General features: G+C 59.6%; 13 protein-coding genes and 1 pseudogene. 8 read left to right on the top strand and 6 right to left on the bottom strand.

Translation table 11 applies throughout. The annotated features are described in order from the left end of the window. The first annotated feature begins 168 nt into the window (after window positions 1-168). Window positions 169-1,599: an exodeoxyribonuclease I gene (sbcB, locus tag VC35_RS20165; protein WP_046042186.1), complete on the top strand. Its 1,431-nt coding sequence runs from the start codon at window positions 169-171 to the stop codon at window positions 1,597-1,599. A gap of 100 nt (window positions 1,600-1,699) precedes the next feature. On the opposite strand, the gene mvaT is transcribed toward sbcB, so the two are convergent. Further along, complete coding sequence (mvaT, locus tag VC35_RS20170) at window positions 1,700-2,077, bottom strand: histone-like nucleoid-structuring protein MvaT (RefSeq protein WP_007933316.1); 378 nt, start codon at window positions 2,075-2,077, stop codon at window positions 1,700-1,702. A 336-nt stretch (window positions 2,078-2,413) separates the two neighbouring features. On the opposite strand from mvaT, the gene purU reads away from it, so the two are divergent. Together purU and VC35_RS29580 are read left to right on the top strand one after the other, a co-directional pair. Continuing rightward, entirely contained in the window at window positions 2,414-3,262 is an 849-nt protein-coding gene (purU, locus tag VC35_RS20175) for a formyltetrahydrofolate deformylase (protein ID WP_046042188.1), read from the top strand. Between the two features lie 86 nt (window positions 3,263-3,348). Next, a complete protein-coding gene (locus VC35_RS29580) occupies window positions 3,349-3,525 on the top strand; it encodes a hypothetical protein (protein WP_185754818.1) in 177 nt (58 codons plus the stop codon). Between the two features lie 50 nt (window positions 3,526-3,575). On the opposite strand, the gene VC35_RS20180 is transcribed toward VC35_RS29580, so the two are convergent. From VC35_RS20180 to VC35_RS30450, 4 genes and pseudogenes are all read right to left on the bottom strand, one after another. Next, entirely contained in the window at window positions 3,576-4,352 is a 777-nt protein-coding gene (locus VC35_RS20180; protein ID WP_046042189.1) for an N-acetylglucosaminyl phosphatidylglycerol deacetylase, read from the bottom strand. After that, entirely contained in the window at window positions 4,345-5,457 is a 1,113-nt protein-coding gene (locus VC35_RS20185; protein WP_046042190.1) for an N-acetylglucosaminyl phosphatidylglycerol synthase, read from the bottom strand. Before VC35_RS20185 ends, VC35_RS20180 begins: the two co-directional genes overlap by 8 nt. A gap of 200 nt (window positions 5,458-5,657) precedes the next feature. After that, complete coding sequence (locus tag VC35_RS30445) at window positions 5,658-6,422, bottom strand: methyl-accepting chemotaxis protein (protein ID WP_472978134.1); 765 nt, start codon at window positions 6,420-6,422, stop codon at window positions 5,658-5,660. Window positions 6,423-6,515: 93 nt separating this feature from the next. Next, a pseudogene (locus tag VC35_RS30450) lies at window positions 6,516-7,547 on the bottom strand (HAMP domain-containing protein); the annotation flags it as partial. A gap of 188 nt (window positions 7,548-7,735) precedes the next feature. Here VC35_RS30450 and VC35_RS20195 point away from each other — a divergent pair. Continuing rightward, complete coding sequence (locus VC35_RS20195; RefSeq protein ID WP_046042369.1) at window positions 7,736-9,214, top strand: helicase HerA-like domain-containing protein; 1,479 nt, start codon at window positions 7,736-7,738, stop codon at window positions 9,212-9,214. Window positions 9,215-9,330: 116 nt separating this feature from the next. Here VC35_RS20195 and VC35_RS20200 read toward each other — a convergent pair whose 3' ends face one another. Further along, window positions 9,331-9,789, bottom strand: a complete 459-nt coding sequence (locus VC35_RS20200) for a DUF721 domain-containing protein (RefSeq protein ID WP_046042193.1) — start codon at window positions 9,787-9,789, stop codon at window positions 9,331-9,333. Between the two features lie 307 nt (window positions 9,790-10,096). On the opposite strand from VC35_RS20200, the gene secA reads away from it, so the two are divergent. The 4 genes from secA to VC35_RS20220 all read left to right on the top strand — a co-directional run bounded on the left by secA (window position 10,097) and on the right by VC35_RS20220 (window position 15,908). Further along, window positions 10,097-12,832 carry a preprotein translocase subunit SecA gene (gene secA, locus VC35_RS20205; protein ID WP_046042194.1) on the top strand — a complete coding sequence of 912 codons (2,736 nt, stop codon included), beginning with the start codon at window positions 10,097-10,099 and terminating at the stop codon, window positions 12,830-12,832. 120 nt (window positions 12,833-12,952) lie between these two features. After that, a complete protein-coding gene (argJ, locus tag VC35_RS20210) occupies window positions 12,953-14,170 on the top strand; it encodes a bifunctional glutamate N-acetyltransferase/amino-acid acetyltransferase ArgJ (RefSeq protein WP_046042195.1) in 1,218 nt (405 codons plus the stop codon). Window positions 14,171-14,331: 161 nt separating this feature from the next. Next, complete coding sequence (locus tag VC35_RS20215) at window positions 14,332-14,964, top strand: glutathione S-transferase family protein (protein WP_046042197.1); 633 nt, start codon at window positions 14,332-14,334, stop codon at window positions 14,962-14,964. After that, window positions 14,961-15,908 carry a Nudix family hydrolase gene (locus tag VC35_RS20220; RefSeq protein ID WP_046042198.1) on the top strand — a complete coding sequence of 316 codons (948 nt, stop codon included), beginning with the start codon at window positions 14,961-14,963 and terminating at the stop codon, window positions 15,906-15,908. The genes VC35_RS20215 and VC35_RS20220 overlap by 4 nt, the downstream gene beginning before the upstream one ends. Window positions 15,909-16,003 lie beyond the last annotated feature (95 nt).

Raw genomic sequence — 16,003 nt, forward strand, 5'->3', positions numbered from 1 at the left:
CCTGGATCGGGATTGTGTATCCATTCGATGCTAGCAGCCTATGCGGGGGGAAACGACATAACTATGTATTGCATGGTGAGTCGCGCAAGGTGCTTGAATGACAAGACTACTGGCCGGGGCGGGAGGTGAACGCCTAGACTTTGCCGATCTTCAGTTCAGGAATCGCCCGTGACCTCCATCTTCTGGTACGACTACGAAACCACTGGCATCAACCCCCGTTGCGATCGTCCGTTGCAAATGGCCGGCCTGCGCACTGACTTCGATCTCAATGAAATCGACGAGCCGGTCAATCTTTACTGCCAGCCCAGTGATGACATCCTGCCGCATCCGGCTGCCTGCACGATCACAGGGATCACCCCCGGGCAACTGCAGGCGCTAGGCTTGAGCGAAGCCGATTTCATGACCCGGGTGCATGCCCAACTCGCGGCGCCCGGTACCTGTGGCGCGGGGTATAACACCTTGCGTTTCGATGACGAGATGACCCGCTACAGCCTGTACCGAAACTTTTTCGACCCCTATGCGCGGGAGTGGCAGGGCGGCAACAGCCGCTGGGACCTGATCGATGTGGTGCGCGCCGCCTATGCCTTGCGCCCCGATGGCCTGGTCTGGCCGACCGATGACGAGGGGCGGGTCACGCTCAAGCTCGAACGCCTGACCGCTGCCAATGGCATCGATCATGGCAATGCCCACGAAGCGCTGTCGGACGTTCGCGCAACGATCGCCCTGGCGCGCCTGATACGGGAAAAACAACCGAAGTTGTACGACTGGCTGTTTCAACTGCGCAGCAAACAGAAAGTCATGGACCAGATTCGCCTGCTGCAACCGTTGGTACATGTTTCGGGGCGTTTCTCAGCCGCGCGCAACTATGTGGGGGTGGTGTTGCCGCTGGCCTGGCATCCACGCAACAAGAACGCCCTGATTGTCTGTGACCTGCACCTCGATCCCCAGGGCCTGCTCGACCTGGATGCCGAAAGTTTGCGCCAGCGCTTGTATACCCGCCGCGACGAACTGGCCGAAGGCGAGTTGCCGGTACCGTTGAAGCTGATTCACATCAACAAGTGCCCGGTAGTGGCACCGTTGTCGGTACTTCGCCAGGAAGATCAGCAGCGTCTGGGGCTGGATATGGCGCTGTATCAGCAGAGGGTGTCGCAGCTCAAAGACGCTCGGAAAGTTTGGCAGGATAAAATCCTGGCGATTTATGCCCGCGAAGACTTTTCCCGGAGCGAGGATCCTGAGCAGCAGTTATACGATGGCTTTATCGGTGATCGGGATCGGCGATTGTGTGAACAAGTCAGGACCGTTGACCCGATGCAATTGGCACAAGAACAGTGGCCTTTCGATGACGAACGTTTGCCTGAATTGCTGTTTCGATATCGCGCACGCAACTTTCCCGACACGTTGAGTTCCGAAGAGCAAGAACGCTGGCGAATATTCTGTCAGAAACGTTTGTCAGACCCTGAATGGGGTGCACCCAATACCCTTGAAAGTTTTGTAGAAGCCGCGGCCCAATTGAGCGTTAGTGCTACTGCGTTTCAGCAGGGGGTGCTCAGTGAGTGGCAGGATTATGTCCAGGGACTGCGCCAGCGTTTGCGTCTTTGAAATCGAACATGCCAGGGCTTAAATGCCGCGCATAAAAAAAACGCCAGCATTTGCTGGCGTTATTTTTTGTCACGGATCCATCTGCGACAAGCTCTGAGGCTTAGCCCAGCAGGGTAGCCCAGCCTTCCACCACGTCACCGCCCCACTTGGCTTTCCACTCTTTCAGAGTCTTGTGGTTGCCACCTTTGGTTTCGATGACTTCACCGTTGTGCGGGTTTTTGTATTGTTTAACTTTGCGAGCACGCTTGGTGCCGGTAGTTTTCACTGCACCGCCGCGTGGTGCCTTGGTTTTGGATTCTGGATCCAGCAGCGCGATGATGTCACGCAGGGACTTGGAGTATTCGCCCATCAGGGTGCGCAGTTTGCCTTCGAATTCCAGCTCGGTTTGCAGTTTGTCGTCTTGGGACAGGTTCTTCAAACGGGCTTGCAGCTCTTTGATAGCTTCTTCGGTGGCGCGATATTCGTTGATCAAGGACATGGTGACTACCTTATGTTGTACGCTGGATGGCAGGTGACAGTGCGGCAATAATAGTCACGGTGTTTCATCAAGTAAACATTTAAGGCAAGTTTATTTAATTTAATGGCCGGGGTTTTGGCGCGCATTGGTAGTGCAGTTATTAGTGTGGTCCCGGTCTGTCAGATATACATAAATTAACAATTGGCCGGTAGCGCAAGAGCATCTGTGCAAGCAGGCACTGCTGGTGTCCGCCCTGCCGCCCTGACCTTCCGGCAGGGTGAAGCGTCAACAATACTGCAGTTTTGCTGCGCAATCGCTAGAATGACGGCCTTTGCGAAGTTCTGGAGTTTCCCCCTCATGCGCACTTTTCGTCTGGTGATTTCTTGCCCGGACCGTGTTGGCATCGTTGCCAAAGTCAGTAACTTTCTGGCATCACACAACGGCTGGATCACTGAAGCGAGCCATCACTCGGATAATCTCAGTGGCTGGTTCTTCATGCGTCACGAAATCCGTGCCGACTCCCTACCATTTGGTATCGAAGCGTTTCGTGAAGCCTTTGCCCCGATCGCTGAAGAGTTCTCGATGGACTGGCGCATCACCGATACCGAGCAAAAGAAGCGCGTGGTCCTGATGGCCAGCCGCGAGTCGCACTGCCTGGCCGACTTGCTGCACCGCTGGCACAGCGATGAACTGGACTGCGAAATTTCCTGTGTGATTTCCAACCATGATGACTTGCGCAGCATGGTGGAGTGGCACGGTATTCCGTACTACCACGTCCCGGTCAATCCGCAGGACAAGCAGCCAGCCTTCTCCGAGGTTTCGCGCCTGGTCAAACAGCACGACGCCGAAGTGGTGGTGCTTGCCCGCTACATGCAGATCCTGCCGCCCGAGTTGTGCAGCGAATACGCGCACAAGGTCATCAACATTCACCACAGCTTCCTGCCGTCGTTCGTCGGTGCCAAGCCGTACCACCAGGCCTCCCTGCGTGGCGTGAAGCTGATTGGCGCGACTTGCCACTATGTGACCGAAGAGCTGGATGCCGGCCCGATCATCGAGCAGGACGTGGTGCGCGTCAGCCACAGCGACAGCATCGAAGACATGGTGCGTTTCGGCCGTGATGTCGAGAAAATGGTGCTGGCCCGTGGCTTGCGTTATCACCTGGAAGACCGCGTGCTGGTGCACGGCAACAAGACCGTCGTCTTCTGACAGACCTGCGGCACAGTTGAAATTCGAAGGGCCTGGGCGTTCAATCGCTTCAGGCCCTTCGCCGTTTCTGCACCGAGGACATGACCATGGCCGATCCACTGGACAAAGCCACCGCCAAGGCTCCCGCCACGCTGGGCGAGGGTTGCCTGAGCCGCTACGACCCGGATGACATGGGGCCTGAAACCGGTACTGAGTTTCCTGACGCCGCGCAATTGTGGGAACAGTTGCAGCAAGAGCCCGAGGACAAACCTGAGCCTGCCTGAGTTTCATCAACCTCATCAGCAGCGACCGACGAGCAACAGCAGTCCGCGAGTCATGCGGCACGGCTCATACGGTCGTTTTGCAGCGCCAGCCAGTGGGCCTTGGTCATTGGCACTCGTCCGTTGTCGAGCAGGCGCTCAAGGGTTTGCAGCCAGTATCGGCGTGAGAACTCATGGCGCATGTCCACCGGGTGCAGGCCCAGGCGAATCACCGGGGCGTGCTGCCAGCGCTGTTCCCGCCAGTCGCTGACGAGCTTCGATACGCCCCGGCGCAAGGCACTGCGCGCGCTCCAGACCAGCCCCGGCGCCTCGATCGCGATGAAATCCGGTAGCCGGTACAAATGTCGCGAGTCGCCGGTGTAACTCAACGGCAATTGGCGCAGTGCCTGGCGAGTGCCTTGGCTCATCAGCCAGGCCGGGGCGACGAACCCCTCCAGCGGCCAGTCATGCCGGTGGAACATCTCGATACCCGAACGCAGGCGGGCGAGGGCGGTTTCTTGCGACAAACAGTAAAACTCGCCTTCGTGGGTATAGACCCGACGTATGAACCAGTCGCGAGGATTGCGGGTCATCGGCCCGTCGTCGCAATGGAAATAGCCATGCAGTGCCAGTTCGTCGCCCAAGGCGACCCTGGCACTGAGCTGGCGGCAAAATTGCGGATGGGCGTCCAGATTGTTGTGTTTGTGCAAATCCGGGATCACCAGCCAGGTGATCGGCACGCTACCCAAGGCGTCGACGGCTTTGACGAACGGCTGGTAATCGGCCCAGGTGGGTGGTGCCACGTCGTGCAGTACCAGAAGTAAAGCGGGACTGTTCATGGTCTCAACCATTGGCTGTCAGCGGCCATTGGCTGCCGAGCACGGCGTGATAGTGCTGCAGCAGGCTGTTGACCACCGTATCCCAGGCGTAATGCCTTTCGACATGTAATCGCGCTTGTCGGCCCAGCGCTACGCTGCCCGAACCGAACAGCTCTCGAACGGCAGTGGCCATTGCGGCGGGGTTGTTCGGTGCGCAGAGCACGCCACAGTCATTGGTGACGATTTCCTCGAAGGCCCCGGCCGCCACGGCCACCACCGGTATACCGCTGGCCATGGCTTCGAGTAACACCAGGCCGAAGGTTTCCTGATCGCCAGCGTGGAGCAATGCGTCGGCGCTGGCCATCAGGCGGGCAACTTGTACGGCCGGGCAGAATTCGTCGATCACTGTCACGTTGGACGGCACGGCCGTGGGCATCGACGAGCCAACCAGCAGCAGGTGATAGCGTCGGCCCAGGCGTTTCATGCAGTCGAGCAACACCGGCAGGTTTTTTTCCTTGGAACCGCGCCCGGCGAAGATCAAGAGGCGGGCGTTTTCGTCCAGGCCCAGTTCGGCCCGCAGCCCGGGGTCTCTGGCATCGGGATTGAAAGTTTGCAGGTCGACGCCCAACGGCTGCACGAAGACATTCCTGACCCCAAGTCCGGTAAGTTTGTCGGCCATGATCCGACTGGGCGCCAGGACCCGGTCGAAGTTGCCATAGAGCTTGCTGACATAGGCCTCGACATTGTTGGTCACCCAATGGCCCATGCGGTTGCTGACCAGTAGCGGCAGGTCCGAGTGATAAAAGCCGATGACCGGTACATCGAGTTGCCGCCGTGCATCCAGCGCCGCCCAGGCGGTGAGATAGGGGTCGCCGACTTCGATCAGATCGGGTTGCAAGTCTTTCAGGACATTGCGCCAGGGCGCCAGACGCAGAGGAAAGCGATAGCCCTTGCCGAAGGGCAGGGCAGGGGCGGGAACAGTGAAGATGCCATCCTGCTCGCTCAAGGACGATCCGGGGATCAGCAAACTATGGCGAATGCCCGGCTTGATGCCCAGGCGACGGTGCTTCGCATCCAGATAAGTGCGCACGCCACCGCTGGCAGGGGCGTAGAACATGGTGATGTCCGCGATATGCACGATGAACGATCCTCCGGTCCCGGTACTCCTTTGGTTGACCTATATGAAGGATAGATGTTCGGTTGGGGGTTGTGCGGGTGGGGGCGTCAGCGGGGGTTTGTAGTGTTTGGCAGGCCGCTATCGCGAGCAGGCTCGCTCCCACAAAGTCAGCGTTTAACCCTGTGGGGGCGAGCCTGCTCGCGATGGGGTCAGTTCAGGCGCTAGATACGGAAACTGCCTACCAACTGCTTCAACCGCGCCGCCTGCTGCTCAAGGTCCGAACACGCGCGCAACGTCGATTGCAGGTTTTCCACACCTTCCTGGTTCAGTGTGTTGATCTCGGTGATGTCGACGTTGATCGACTCCACTACGGCGGTCTGTTCTTCGGTCGCAGTAGCCACTGACTGGTTCATGCCGTCGATTTCACTGATACGCAGCGTCACACTGTTCAGGCGCTCGCCCGCGAGGTTGGCGATTTCCACGCTGTCCTGGCTGTGGCGCTGACTGTCGCTCATGGTGCTGACCGATTCCCGGGCGCCGACTTGCAGCTCCTCGATCATGGTTTGTACCTGTTGCGCCGATTCCTGAGTGCGGTGTGCCAGGTTGCGCACCTCGTCCGCCACCACTGCAAAACCGCGACCGGCTTCACCGGCGCGGGCGGCTTCAATAGCGGCGTTGAGTGCCAGCAAATTGGTTTGTTGGGAAATGCTGGTGATCACTTCGAGAATCTGCCCGATGTTCACCGTTTTGCTGTTCAGCGATTCGATGTTGGAGCTCGATGCGCTAAGCATGCTCGACAGTTGATTCATCGCCGCGATGCTGCGGTCCACCACTTGCTGGCCGTCTTCGGCCAGGTTGCGGGCATCGCTGGCCTGGTTCGACGCCTGAGCGGCATTACGGGCAATTTCCTGGGCAGCGGCGCCGAGCTGGTTGATTGCGGCGGCCACACTGCTGGTGCGCGAGGCTTGCTGGTCGGAGTTGAACATCGACGAGTTGGAAGCGGCCACTACGCGCAATGCCACTTCGTTGACTTGCCCGGTGGCCGAGGACACCTCGCGGATCGAGCCGTGAATGCGCTCGACGAAACGGTTGAACGCGGTGCCGAGGGTGCCGAATTCGTCATTGTTCTGGATGGTCAGACGCTTGGTCAGGTCGCCTTCGCCGTCGGCGATGTCGGCCATGGCACGGGTCATGACGTGCAACGGCTGGATCAGGATGCGAATCAGCATGCCGAGCAGGGCGATGATGATGGCCACGGCAATGATGGTCGCAACGACAGCCGAGGTGCGGAATTCGCTGAGCATCGAATAGGCTTTTTCCTTGTCGACCGACAGACCGATGTACCAGTTGACCGACGACAAGCCTTTGATCGGGGTGAAGGTCACGATGCGGGTTTTGCCGTCGACCTGGATTTCGCTCATTGCACTGCTGATGGCCGGCGTGTCTTGCGGGTAGACATCCTTGAGCGTCTTCATCGCCAGCGCTTTGTCGGGATGCACCAGGATCTTACCGTCGGAGCTGACCAGGAAGGCATAACCGATGCCGTTGAAATCCAGTGTGCCAAGGCTGTCGGCGATCACCTGCAAACTCAGGTCGCCACCGACCACGCCGATGTTCTGGCCGTCCTTGAAAACGCTGTCGACAATGGAAATCACCAGTTGGCCGGAGGCCAGATCGATATAAGGCTCAGTTAATGCCGAACCGCTGCTGCCTTGCGCGCTCTTGTACCAAGGGCGTGCACGCGGGTCATAGCCATCGGGCATCTTGCTGTCCGGGCGAATGATGAAAGAGCCATCCTTGCTGCCGAGGTAGGCGCCCATGAAGGTCGAGGTCACGGCTTTTTGTACAAGCAGGCTGGAAACGTTGTCGGCATCGGGGTTGAGCGCGACAGTTTGTGACAGGTTTTCAATCAACAGGCTGCGCCCGTTCAACCAGGTCTGGATATTGTTAGCGGTAACTCCGCCCATTTCCTGCAGATAATTTTCCAGGTCTTTGCGGATGGCGTTGCGCTGCAAATAGTCGTTGTAGAGCGTGAAGGAGGCGAAGGCGGCAATCACAATGAGGGCGGCGGCAAGCAGGATTTTATGGCTGAAACGCAGATTTTTGTTCATGGCTTGAGGTTCCGCTAAGGTCTTAATGTCCAGCGCGTGCTTTTATAAAGGGGCGCGCAACGGGCAAGGTTGAAAGCAAGTGAATTTTCCGACTCTCCTTAGGGAAATTTCCGACCAGATCGTGTCTGACTGCTTTGTCGTTATCTCTATCGGCCGTGTAGGACCAAAGATTAATCATGGGTGACCAAATGCCTGACTCATTGCAACTCGTTATCGGTGCCGATCTCGAAGGGCAGCCGATTGCCCAGGCCATGCGCCTGGCGAACCGCCACGGATTGATCGCGGGCGCGACCGGCACCGGCAAGACCGTGACTTTGCAACGAATGGCCGAAGCCTTCAGCGATGCCGGCGTGGCGGTGTTCGCCGCCGACATCAAGGGTGACCTGTGCGGCCTTGGTGCCGCGGGCAACCCCCAGGGCAAGATCGCCGAACGGATTGCCGGGATGCCCTGGCTCAACCACAAGCCTCAGGCTTATCCGGTGACGTTGTGGGACGTACACGGTCAGTCCGGTCATCCTTTACGCACAACCTTGAGTGAAATGGGGCCGCTGCTGCTGGGCAGTCTGCTGGAGCTGACCGACAGTCAGCAGTCGGCGCTCTACGCCGCGTTCAAAGTGGCGGACCGCGAAGGCCTGTTGTTGCTCGATCTCAAGGACCTGAAGGCGCTGCTCAATCACCTGCGGGACAACCCCCAGTTGCTGGGCGACGATGCGGCATTGATGACTACCGGCTCCAGCCAGGCGCTACTGCGACGACTGGCGACCCTGGAGCAACAGGGCGCCGAAGCCCTGTTCGGCGAGCCGGCGCTGCAACTCGAAGACATCCTCCAACCCACTGCGGACGGCCGTGGGCGCATTCATTTGCTGGATGCCAGCCGTCTGGTTCATGAAGCGCCGAAAGTCTACGCGACGTTCCTGCTGTGGCTGCTGGCCGAGCTGTTCGAGCAGTTGCCGGAGCGCGGCGATGCCGACAAACCGTTGCTGGCGTTGTTCTTCGACGAGGCTCACCTGTTGTTCAACGGCACGCCCCAGGCATTGCGAGATCGTCTGGAACAGGTGGTGAGGCTGATTCGTTCGAAAGGCGTGGGCGTGTATTTCGTCACCCAGTCGCCGGGTGACCTGCCGGATGATGTGCTGGCGCAGTTGGGTTTGCGCATCCAGCACGGTCTGCGTGCGTTCACCGCCAAGGAGCAGAAGTCACTGCGCGCGGTGGCCGAAGGTTTCCGGCCGAATCCTGCGTTCGATGCGTTGTCGGTGTTGACCGAGCTCGGAATCGGTGAGGCGCTGGTCGGCACCCTGCAGGAAAAAGGCACGCCGGAAATGGTCCAGCGGGTGCTGGTCGCACCGCCGCAATCGCGGATCGGGCCTTTGACCGACGCCGAGCGCACGGCGCTGATTGCCGGTTCGCCGTTGAAAGGGCGTTATGACAAGCCGATTGACCGTGAATCGGCCTATGAGGTGCTGATGGGACGCAAGGGGCTGGCACCTGAGCCCGAAGCGGAGCAGGGCAAGCAGGAACCGAGTTTCACCGAGCAGGCCGGAGAGTTTCTTGGAACCGCGGCGGGTCAGGCCTTGAAATCAGCGATGCGACAGGCGGCGAATCAGCTTGGGCGACAGTTGGTGCGCGGCTTGATGGGCTCGTTGCTAGGCAGCAAAAAAAGCCGGTAGCGAGTGGACACAATTTAACTGTGGGAGCGAGCCTGCTCGCGAATCGGTGTGTCAGGCAACATCATTGTTGAATGTTATGCCGCCTTCGCGAGCAGGCTCGCTCCCACAGGGGGCGCCTATGAGGATTTGGTTTTGGCGTGCGCCGCCAACCGCTCCAGCGCTGCCCGCAAATTCGGGTCGCTGATGCCATCGGCCGTGGCCTGAATGGTCGCTGCCGCGTCGTTGGACAAATCCATGGTATGCCCGGCCGCACCTTGCTGAACGGTCGGAGGTTGAACTTTGAACAGGATCCGGGTCAGATTGGCGAACTCATCGAACATCTGCAGTTGCCGTTGCAGGCGCTTCTGCTGGTAGCGCAGGCGGGTTGCCCAATGACCGTCGGTGACAATCAGCAACAAACTGCCTTCGCGCCAGGAAGCCACGTGGCAATGCTCGCGAGCGGCGGGTTGCAATTGGCTTTCGAGCAAACGTTGCAGGTGACCCAGGCGTTGAGCGTGGCCAAGAATGGCCTTCAGCGGCTTGGCTTCGCGTAGTAGAACGGCAGGTACTTTGGCCGTAAGTGGGCGAAATGCCATGATCAGACACCTGAAGTAACAGAGGCGCCATGGTAGCAGAAAGCGCCGAATGCACCCGCCCATTGCTTTTGTGGGTGCTTTACCCATTAAATCAACAACTAACTTCTGTCTTGAACGACTTGAAGTTGAGCAAAACGCCCTTATTTTAAGTGAGCCCCGTCAAAGCGCTGTGCCAGCATCGTGGAATATCGCCACTTTCCTCTCCATCGTTTCCGGGTAGAATGCTCGTTCGCATGCGGCCATGAGGGCTGCACGGGCGACTCACGGGGCCGCCCTCCATCCCTTTAGTGTGGAAGATCCTGCCGATATGTTTGCGCCTTTGTTAAAGAAACTTTTTGGAAGCAAGAACGAGCGTGAAGTCAAACGCATGCTCAAGACGGTGCAACTCGTCAATGCCTTCGAAGAGCAAATGGTGGCCCTTTCGGACGATCAATTGCGTGCCAAGACAAGCGAGTTCAAGGCCCGCATCGCCAAAGGGGAATCCCTCGACAAACTGCTGCCAGAAGCCTTTGCGGTCGCCCGCGAAGCCGGCAAGCGTGTCATGGGTATGCGCCACTTCGATGTCCAGCTGATCGGCGGCATGACCTTGCATGAAGGCATGATCGCGGAAATGCGTACCGGTGAAGGCAAGACCCTGGTGGCAACACTGGGCGTTTACCTCAACGCGCTGTCCGGCAACGGTGTGCACGTTGTGACGGTGAACGACTACCTGGCCCGCCGCGACGCCAACTGGATGCGCCCGCTGTATGAATTCCTCGGCATGACTGTCGGCGTTGTCACGCCTTTCCAGCCGCCGGAAGAGAAGCGCGCTGCCTACGCCGCCGACATCACCTACGGCACCAACAACGAATTCGGTTTCGATTACCTGCGCGACAACATGGCGTTCAGCATGGAAGAAAAATTCCAGCGCGAACTCAATTTTGCCGTGATCGACGAAGTCGACTCGATCCTCATCGACGAAGCCCGTACGCCGCTGATCATCTCCGGTCAGGCCGAAGACAGCTCCAAGCTGTACATCGAGGTCAACAAGCTGATCCCGACGCTTGAGTTGCACATCGAAGAAGTGGAAGGCGAAGTCACCAAGGCCGGCCACTACACCGTTGACGAGAAGACCCGCCAGGTCGAACTCAACGAAGCCGGTCACCAGTTCGTCGAAGAAACGCTGACCCGCATCGGCCTGCTGGCTGAAGGCGAGAGCCTGTACTCGGCGCATAACCTGAGCCTGCTGACTCACGTTTACGCCGGCCTGCGTGCGCACAAACTGTTCCACCGCAATATCGAGTACATCGTGCAGGACGGTCAGGTCGTACTGGTCGACGAGCACACCGGTCGTACCATGCCGGGCCGCCGTTTGTCCGAAGGCCTGCACCAGGCCATCGAAGCCAAGGAAAACCTGAACATCCAGGCCGAAAGCCAGACGCTGGCGTCGACCACCTTCCAGAACTACTTCCGTCTGTACAACAAACTGTCCGGCATGACCGGTACGGCTGACACCGAAGCGTTCGAGTTCCACCAGATCTATGGCCTGCAGGTCATGGTGATTCCACCGAACAAGCCGCTGGCTCGTAAAGACTACAACGACCTGGTGTTCCTGACCGCCGACGAGAAATACGCGGCAATCGTGGCCGACATCAAGGAAAGCATGGCTGCAGGCCGTCCGGTTCTGGTCGGTACCGCCACCATCGAAACCTCCGAGCACATGTCCAGCCTGCTCGTGAAGGAAGGCATCGAACACAAGGTCCTGAACGCCAAGTTCCACGAAAAGGAAGCCGAGATCATTGCCCAGGCCGGTCGCCCGGGCGCACTGACCATCGCCACCAACATGGCCGGTCGTGGTACCGACATCCTGTTGGGCGGTAACTGGGAAGTGGAAGTGGCTTCCCTGGAAAACCCGACCCCTGAGCAGATTGCCCAGATCAAGGCCGACTGGCAGAAACGTCACCAGCAAGTGCTCGAATCGGGCGGTTTGCAGGTGATTGCCTCCGAGCGTCACGAATCGCGCCGTATCGACAACCAGCTGCGTGGTCGTGCCGGTCGTCAGGGCGACGCCGGTTCCAGCCGTTTCTACCTGTCGCTGGAAGACAGCCTGATGCGCATCTTCGCCTCTGATCGGGTGAAGAACTTCATGAAGGCCCTGGGCATGCAGCCTGGCGAAGCGATCGAGCACCGCATGGTGACCAACGCCATCGAAAAGGCCCAGCGCAAGGTTGAAGGCCGCAACTTCGACATTCGTAAACAACTGCTCGAGTTCGACGACGTCAACAACGAACAGCGTAAAGTGATCTATCACATGCGTAACACGTTGCTGGCCGCCGACAACATCGGTGAGACCATCGCCGACTTCCGTCAGGACGTGCTCAACGCCACCGTCAGCGCGCACATTCCTCCGCAATCGCTGCCTGAGCAGTGGGACGTGGCCGGTCTGGAAGCTGCACTGCAGAGCGATTTCGGCGTAGCGCTACCGATCCAGCAGTGGCTCGACGAAGACGATCACCTGTACGAAGAAACCCTGCGCGAAAAACTGATGCAGGAACTCATCGCCGCTTACAACGAGAAAGAAGACCAGGCGGGCGCCGAAGCGCTGCGCACCTTCGAGAAGCAAATCGTTCTGCGCGTGCTGGACGACCTGTGGAAAGACCACTTGTCGACCATGGACCACCTGCGTCACGGTATCCACTTGCGTGGTTATGCCCAGAAGAACCCGAAGCAGGAATACAAGCGCGAGTCGTTCACCCTGTTCTCCGAGTTGCTGGATTCGATCAAGCGCGACTCGATCCGTGTGCTGTCCCACGTTCAGGTTCGCCGCGAAGACCCGATCGAAGAAGAGCAGCGTCTGCGTCAGGAAGCCGAGGCACTGGCCGCTCGCATGCAGTTCCTGCATGAAGAAGCCCCAGGTCTGGAGCAGCCGGAAGTGTTGGGCGAAGAGGTCGATGTTGCCCTCGCTGCCGCGCCGGTTCGCAACGAGCAGAAGCTGGGTCGCAACGAGCTGTGCTATTGCGGTTCGGGCAAGAAGTTCAAGCATTGCCACGGGCAGATCCAGTAAAACCCGTTTCAAACGCTGAAATACCCGCGCCGCGACCGGCTTCTGCCGTCGCGGCGTTTTACCATTCGAACCACCGTTCTGCTGAAACGGTGCTGACATCATCTATAAAGGAGCGCATTCATGGCTGTTGGTCTTGGTCCTTTGCCAACGTTGCACCCGGTTGCCGGTTTTGAACTCGGTATCGCCTCGGCCGGTATCAAGCGCCCGGGGCGCAAGGATGTTGTGGTCATGCGCTGTGTTGAAGGCTCCACGGTTGCCGGCGTGTTCACTCTGAACGCCTTTTGCGCTGCACCGGTGATCCTGGCCAAGCAACGCGTGCAAGGCCCTGTGCGTTACCTGCTGACCAACACCGGCAATGCCAATGCCGGCACCGGCGAACCGGGGCTGGCCGCCGCCGAGCGCACCTGCGCCAAGCTGGCGGAACTGACCGGTGTCGATGCCAGCCAAGTGCTGCCGTATTCCACCGGTGTGATCGGCGAGCCGCTACCGGTCGAGAAAATCGAAGGCGCGCTGCAAGCGGCCCTCGACGACCTGTCGATCCACAACTGGGAAGCTGCCGCCACCGGCATCATGACCACCGACACCCTGCCAAAAGGTGCCAGCCGTCAGTTCCAGCACGATGGTGTGACCATCACCGTTACCGGTATCAGCAAAGGCGCCGGCATGATTCGCCCGAATATGGCGACCATGCTCGGCTACATCGCCACCGATGCCAAAGTCTCCCGCGACGTGCTGCAAAACCTGATGCTGGACGGCGCCAACAAGTCGTTCAACCGCATCACCATCGACGGCGACACCTCGACCAACGACTGCTGCATGCTGATCGCCACCGGTCAGGCGGCACTGCCGGAAATCACCCGTGCCGAAGGCGAACTGTTCGCCAAGCTCAAGCAAGCGGTGTTCGAAGTGTGCATGGACGTGGCCCAGGCCATCGTTCGTGACGGTGAAGGCGCGACCAAATTCGTCACCGTTGAAGTCAACGGCGGCGGCAATCACCAGGAATGCCTGGACGTCGGTTACACCGTGGCCCACTCGCCGCTGATCAAGACCGCGCTGTTCGCTTCCGACCCGAACTGGGGCCGTATTCTGGCGGCCGTAGGCCGTGCCGGTGTGCCGAACCTGGACGTGAGCAAGATCGACGTGTTCCTCGGCGACGTGTGCATTGCCAGCCGTGGCGCGCGCGCGGCGACCTACACCGAAGCCCAGGGCTCGGCGGTGATGCAGCAGGAAGAAATCACCATCCGTATCGAGTTGGGTCGTGGCGATTGCAGCGAAACCATCTGGACTACCGACCTGTCCCACGAATACGTGAAGATCAACGCCGAGTACCGTACGTAAGATCGAGTCGATCCCATCGCGAGCAGGCTCGCTCCCACAGGTTCAGTGGCGTACACGAATGTTGTGTCCAGCGCGGTCACTGTGGGAGCGAGCTTGCTCGCGATGGCGGTTTGCCGGTCAGCCACTAGACTGGCTTGTCCCTAAATCTAAAGGTCCCGAACATGAGCCTGCACCTGATCATCGGCGACAAACTGCATTCCTCCTGGTCCTTGCGCGGGGCCTTGGCCCTCGATCTGGCTGGCGTTTCCTACACCGAAGAACTGATCAAGCTGAACCAGCCGGACACCCGTGAGCGTCTGCTCAAGCATTCGCCGACCGGCAAGGTCCCGCTGCTGAAAACCGAACACGGCACCATCGCCGACTCCCTGGCGATTGCCGAATACCTGGCCGAACAGTTTCCCGAAGCTAACCTGTGGCCCAAAGACACTGCCGCTCGTGCCCAGGCGCGTTCGGCGTGCGCGCAGATGCACAGTGGCTTTTTCGCCATGCGCGGCAACATGCCGTTCGACCTGAGCCATGACGCAGCGCTGTCGCCGGTCCCGGCCGATGTCCAGGCGGACATCGAGCGCATGTCAGCGTTGTGGGCCGAGTGTCGTGCCACTGCAACCGAGAGCGGTCCGTACTTGTTTGGCCGCCTCACGTTGGCCGACGCGTTCTTTGCACCCATCGCCGTGCGCTTGCGCACCTATCGGGTGAAACTGTCCGCGGCTGACGAAGCCTATGTTGAAACCATCTACCAATGGCCAGCCTTCAAGGCCTGGCAGAAGGCCGGACTGGAGGAGTTGCAAAGGTGAAACGAGTCCATGTCGCCGCCGCCGTCATCCGCGATGGCAGTGGCCAAATCCTGATCGCCCGTCGTGCGGATTCACAGCACCAGGGCGGTCTGTGGGAGTTTCCCGGTGGCAAGGTCGAGGCCGATGAGTCGGTCGAAACCGCACTGGCCCGTGAACTTCATGAGGAGCTGGGTATCGTGGTCGGCGCGGTGCGCCCGCTGATCAAGGTCCGGCACGATTATCCGGACAAGCAGGTGTTGCTGGATGTCTGGGAGGTCTCGGATTTTACCGGCGAGCCCCACGGTGCCGAAGGCCAGCCGCTGGCCTGGGTGTCGCCCCGCGACCTGTCGGGTTACGAGTTTCCGGCGGCCAATCAGCCGATCGTCGCGGCCGCGAAATTACCCGCTCAGTACCTGATTACCCCGGAAGACCTGGAAACACCGGCGTTGCTGCGCGGCATCCAGAAGGCCGTTGCTGGCGGCATCAAGCTGATCCAGCTGCGCGCACCGAACGGTTACGATCCGAAGTATCGCGACCTGGCAGTGGATGCTGTGGGCTTGTGTGCCGGCAAGGCGCAATTGATGATCAAGGGGCCGTTCGAATGGCTGGGCGACTTCCCGTCCGCCGGTTGGCACATTACCTCGGCGCAACTGCGCAAGTACGCAGCGGCGGGCCGACCGCTACCGGCATCGCGCTGGCTGGCGGCTTCGTGCCATAACGCTGAGGAACTGGCGCTGGCCGAACAGATGGGGGTGGATTTCGTGACCCTGTCGCCGGTGCAGCCGACCCTGACTCACCCAGGCGCCGAGCCGTTGGGTTGGGAGCAGGCGTCGAGCTTGATCGAAGGGTTCAGCAAGCCGGTGTTCCTGCTCGGTGGGGTTGGTCCGGCGGAGGTCGAGAAAGCCTGGGCGGCGGGTGCGCAGGGTGTGGCGGGGATTCGGGCGTTTTGGCCTGATTCCCAGTGATGCAAATGGCCTCATCGCGAGCAGGCTCGCTCCCACAGCGGATTTGTGACGCTCACAAAGCCTGTGGGAGCGAGCCTGCTCGCGATGAGGGCCTG

Origin of the sequence: Pseudomonas fluorescens, assembly GCF_000967965.1 — a bacterium.
Taxonomy (GTDB): Bacteria; Pseudomonadota; Gammaproteobacteria; order Pseudomonadales; family Pseudomonadaceae; genus Aquipseudomonas; species Aquipseudomonas grandcourensis.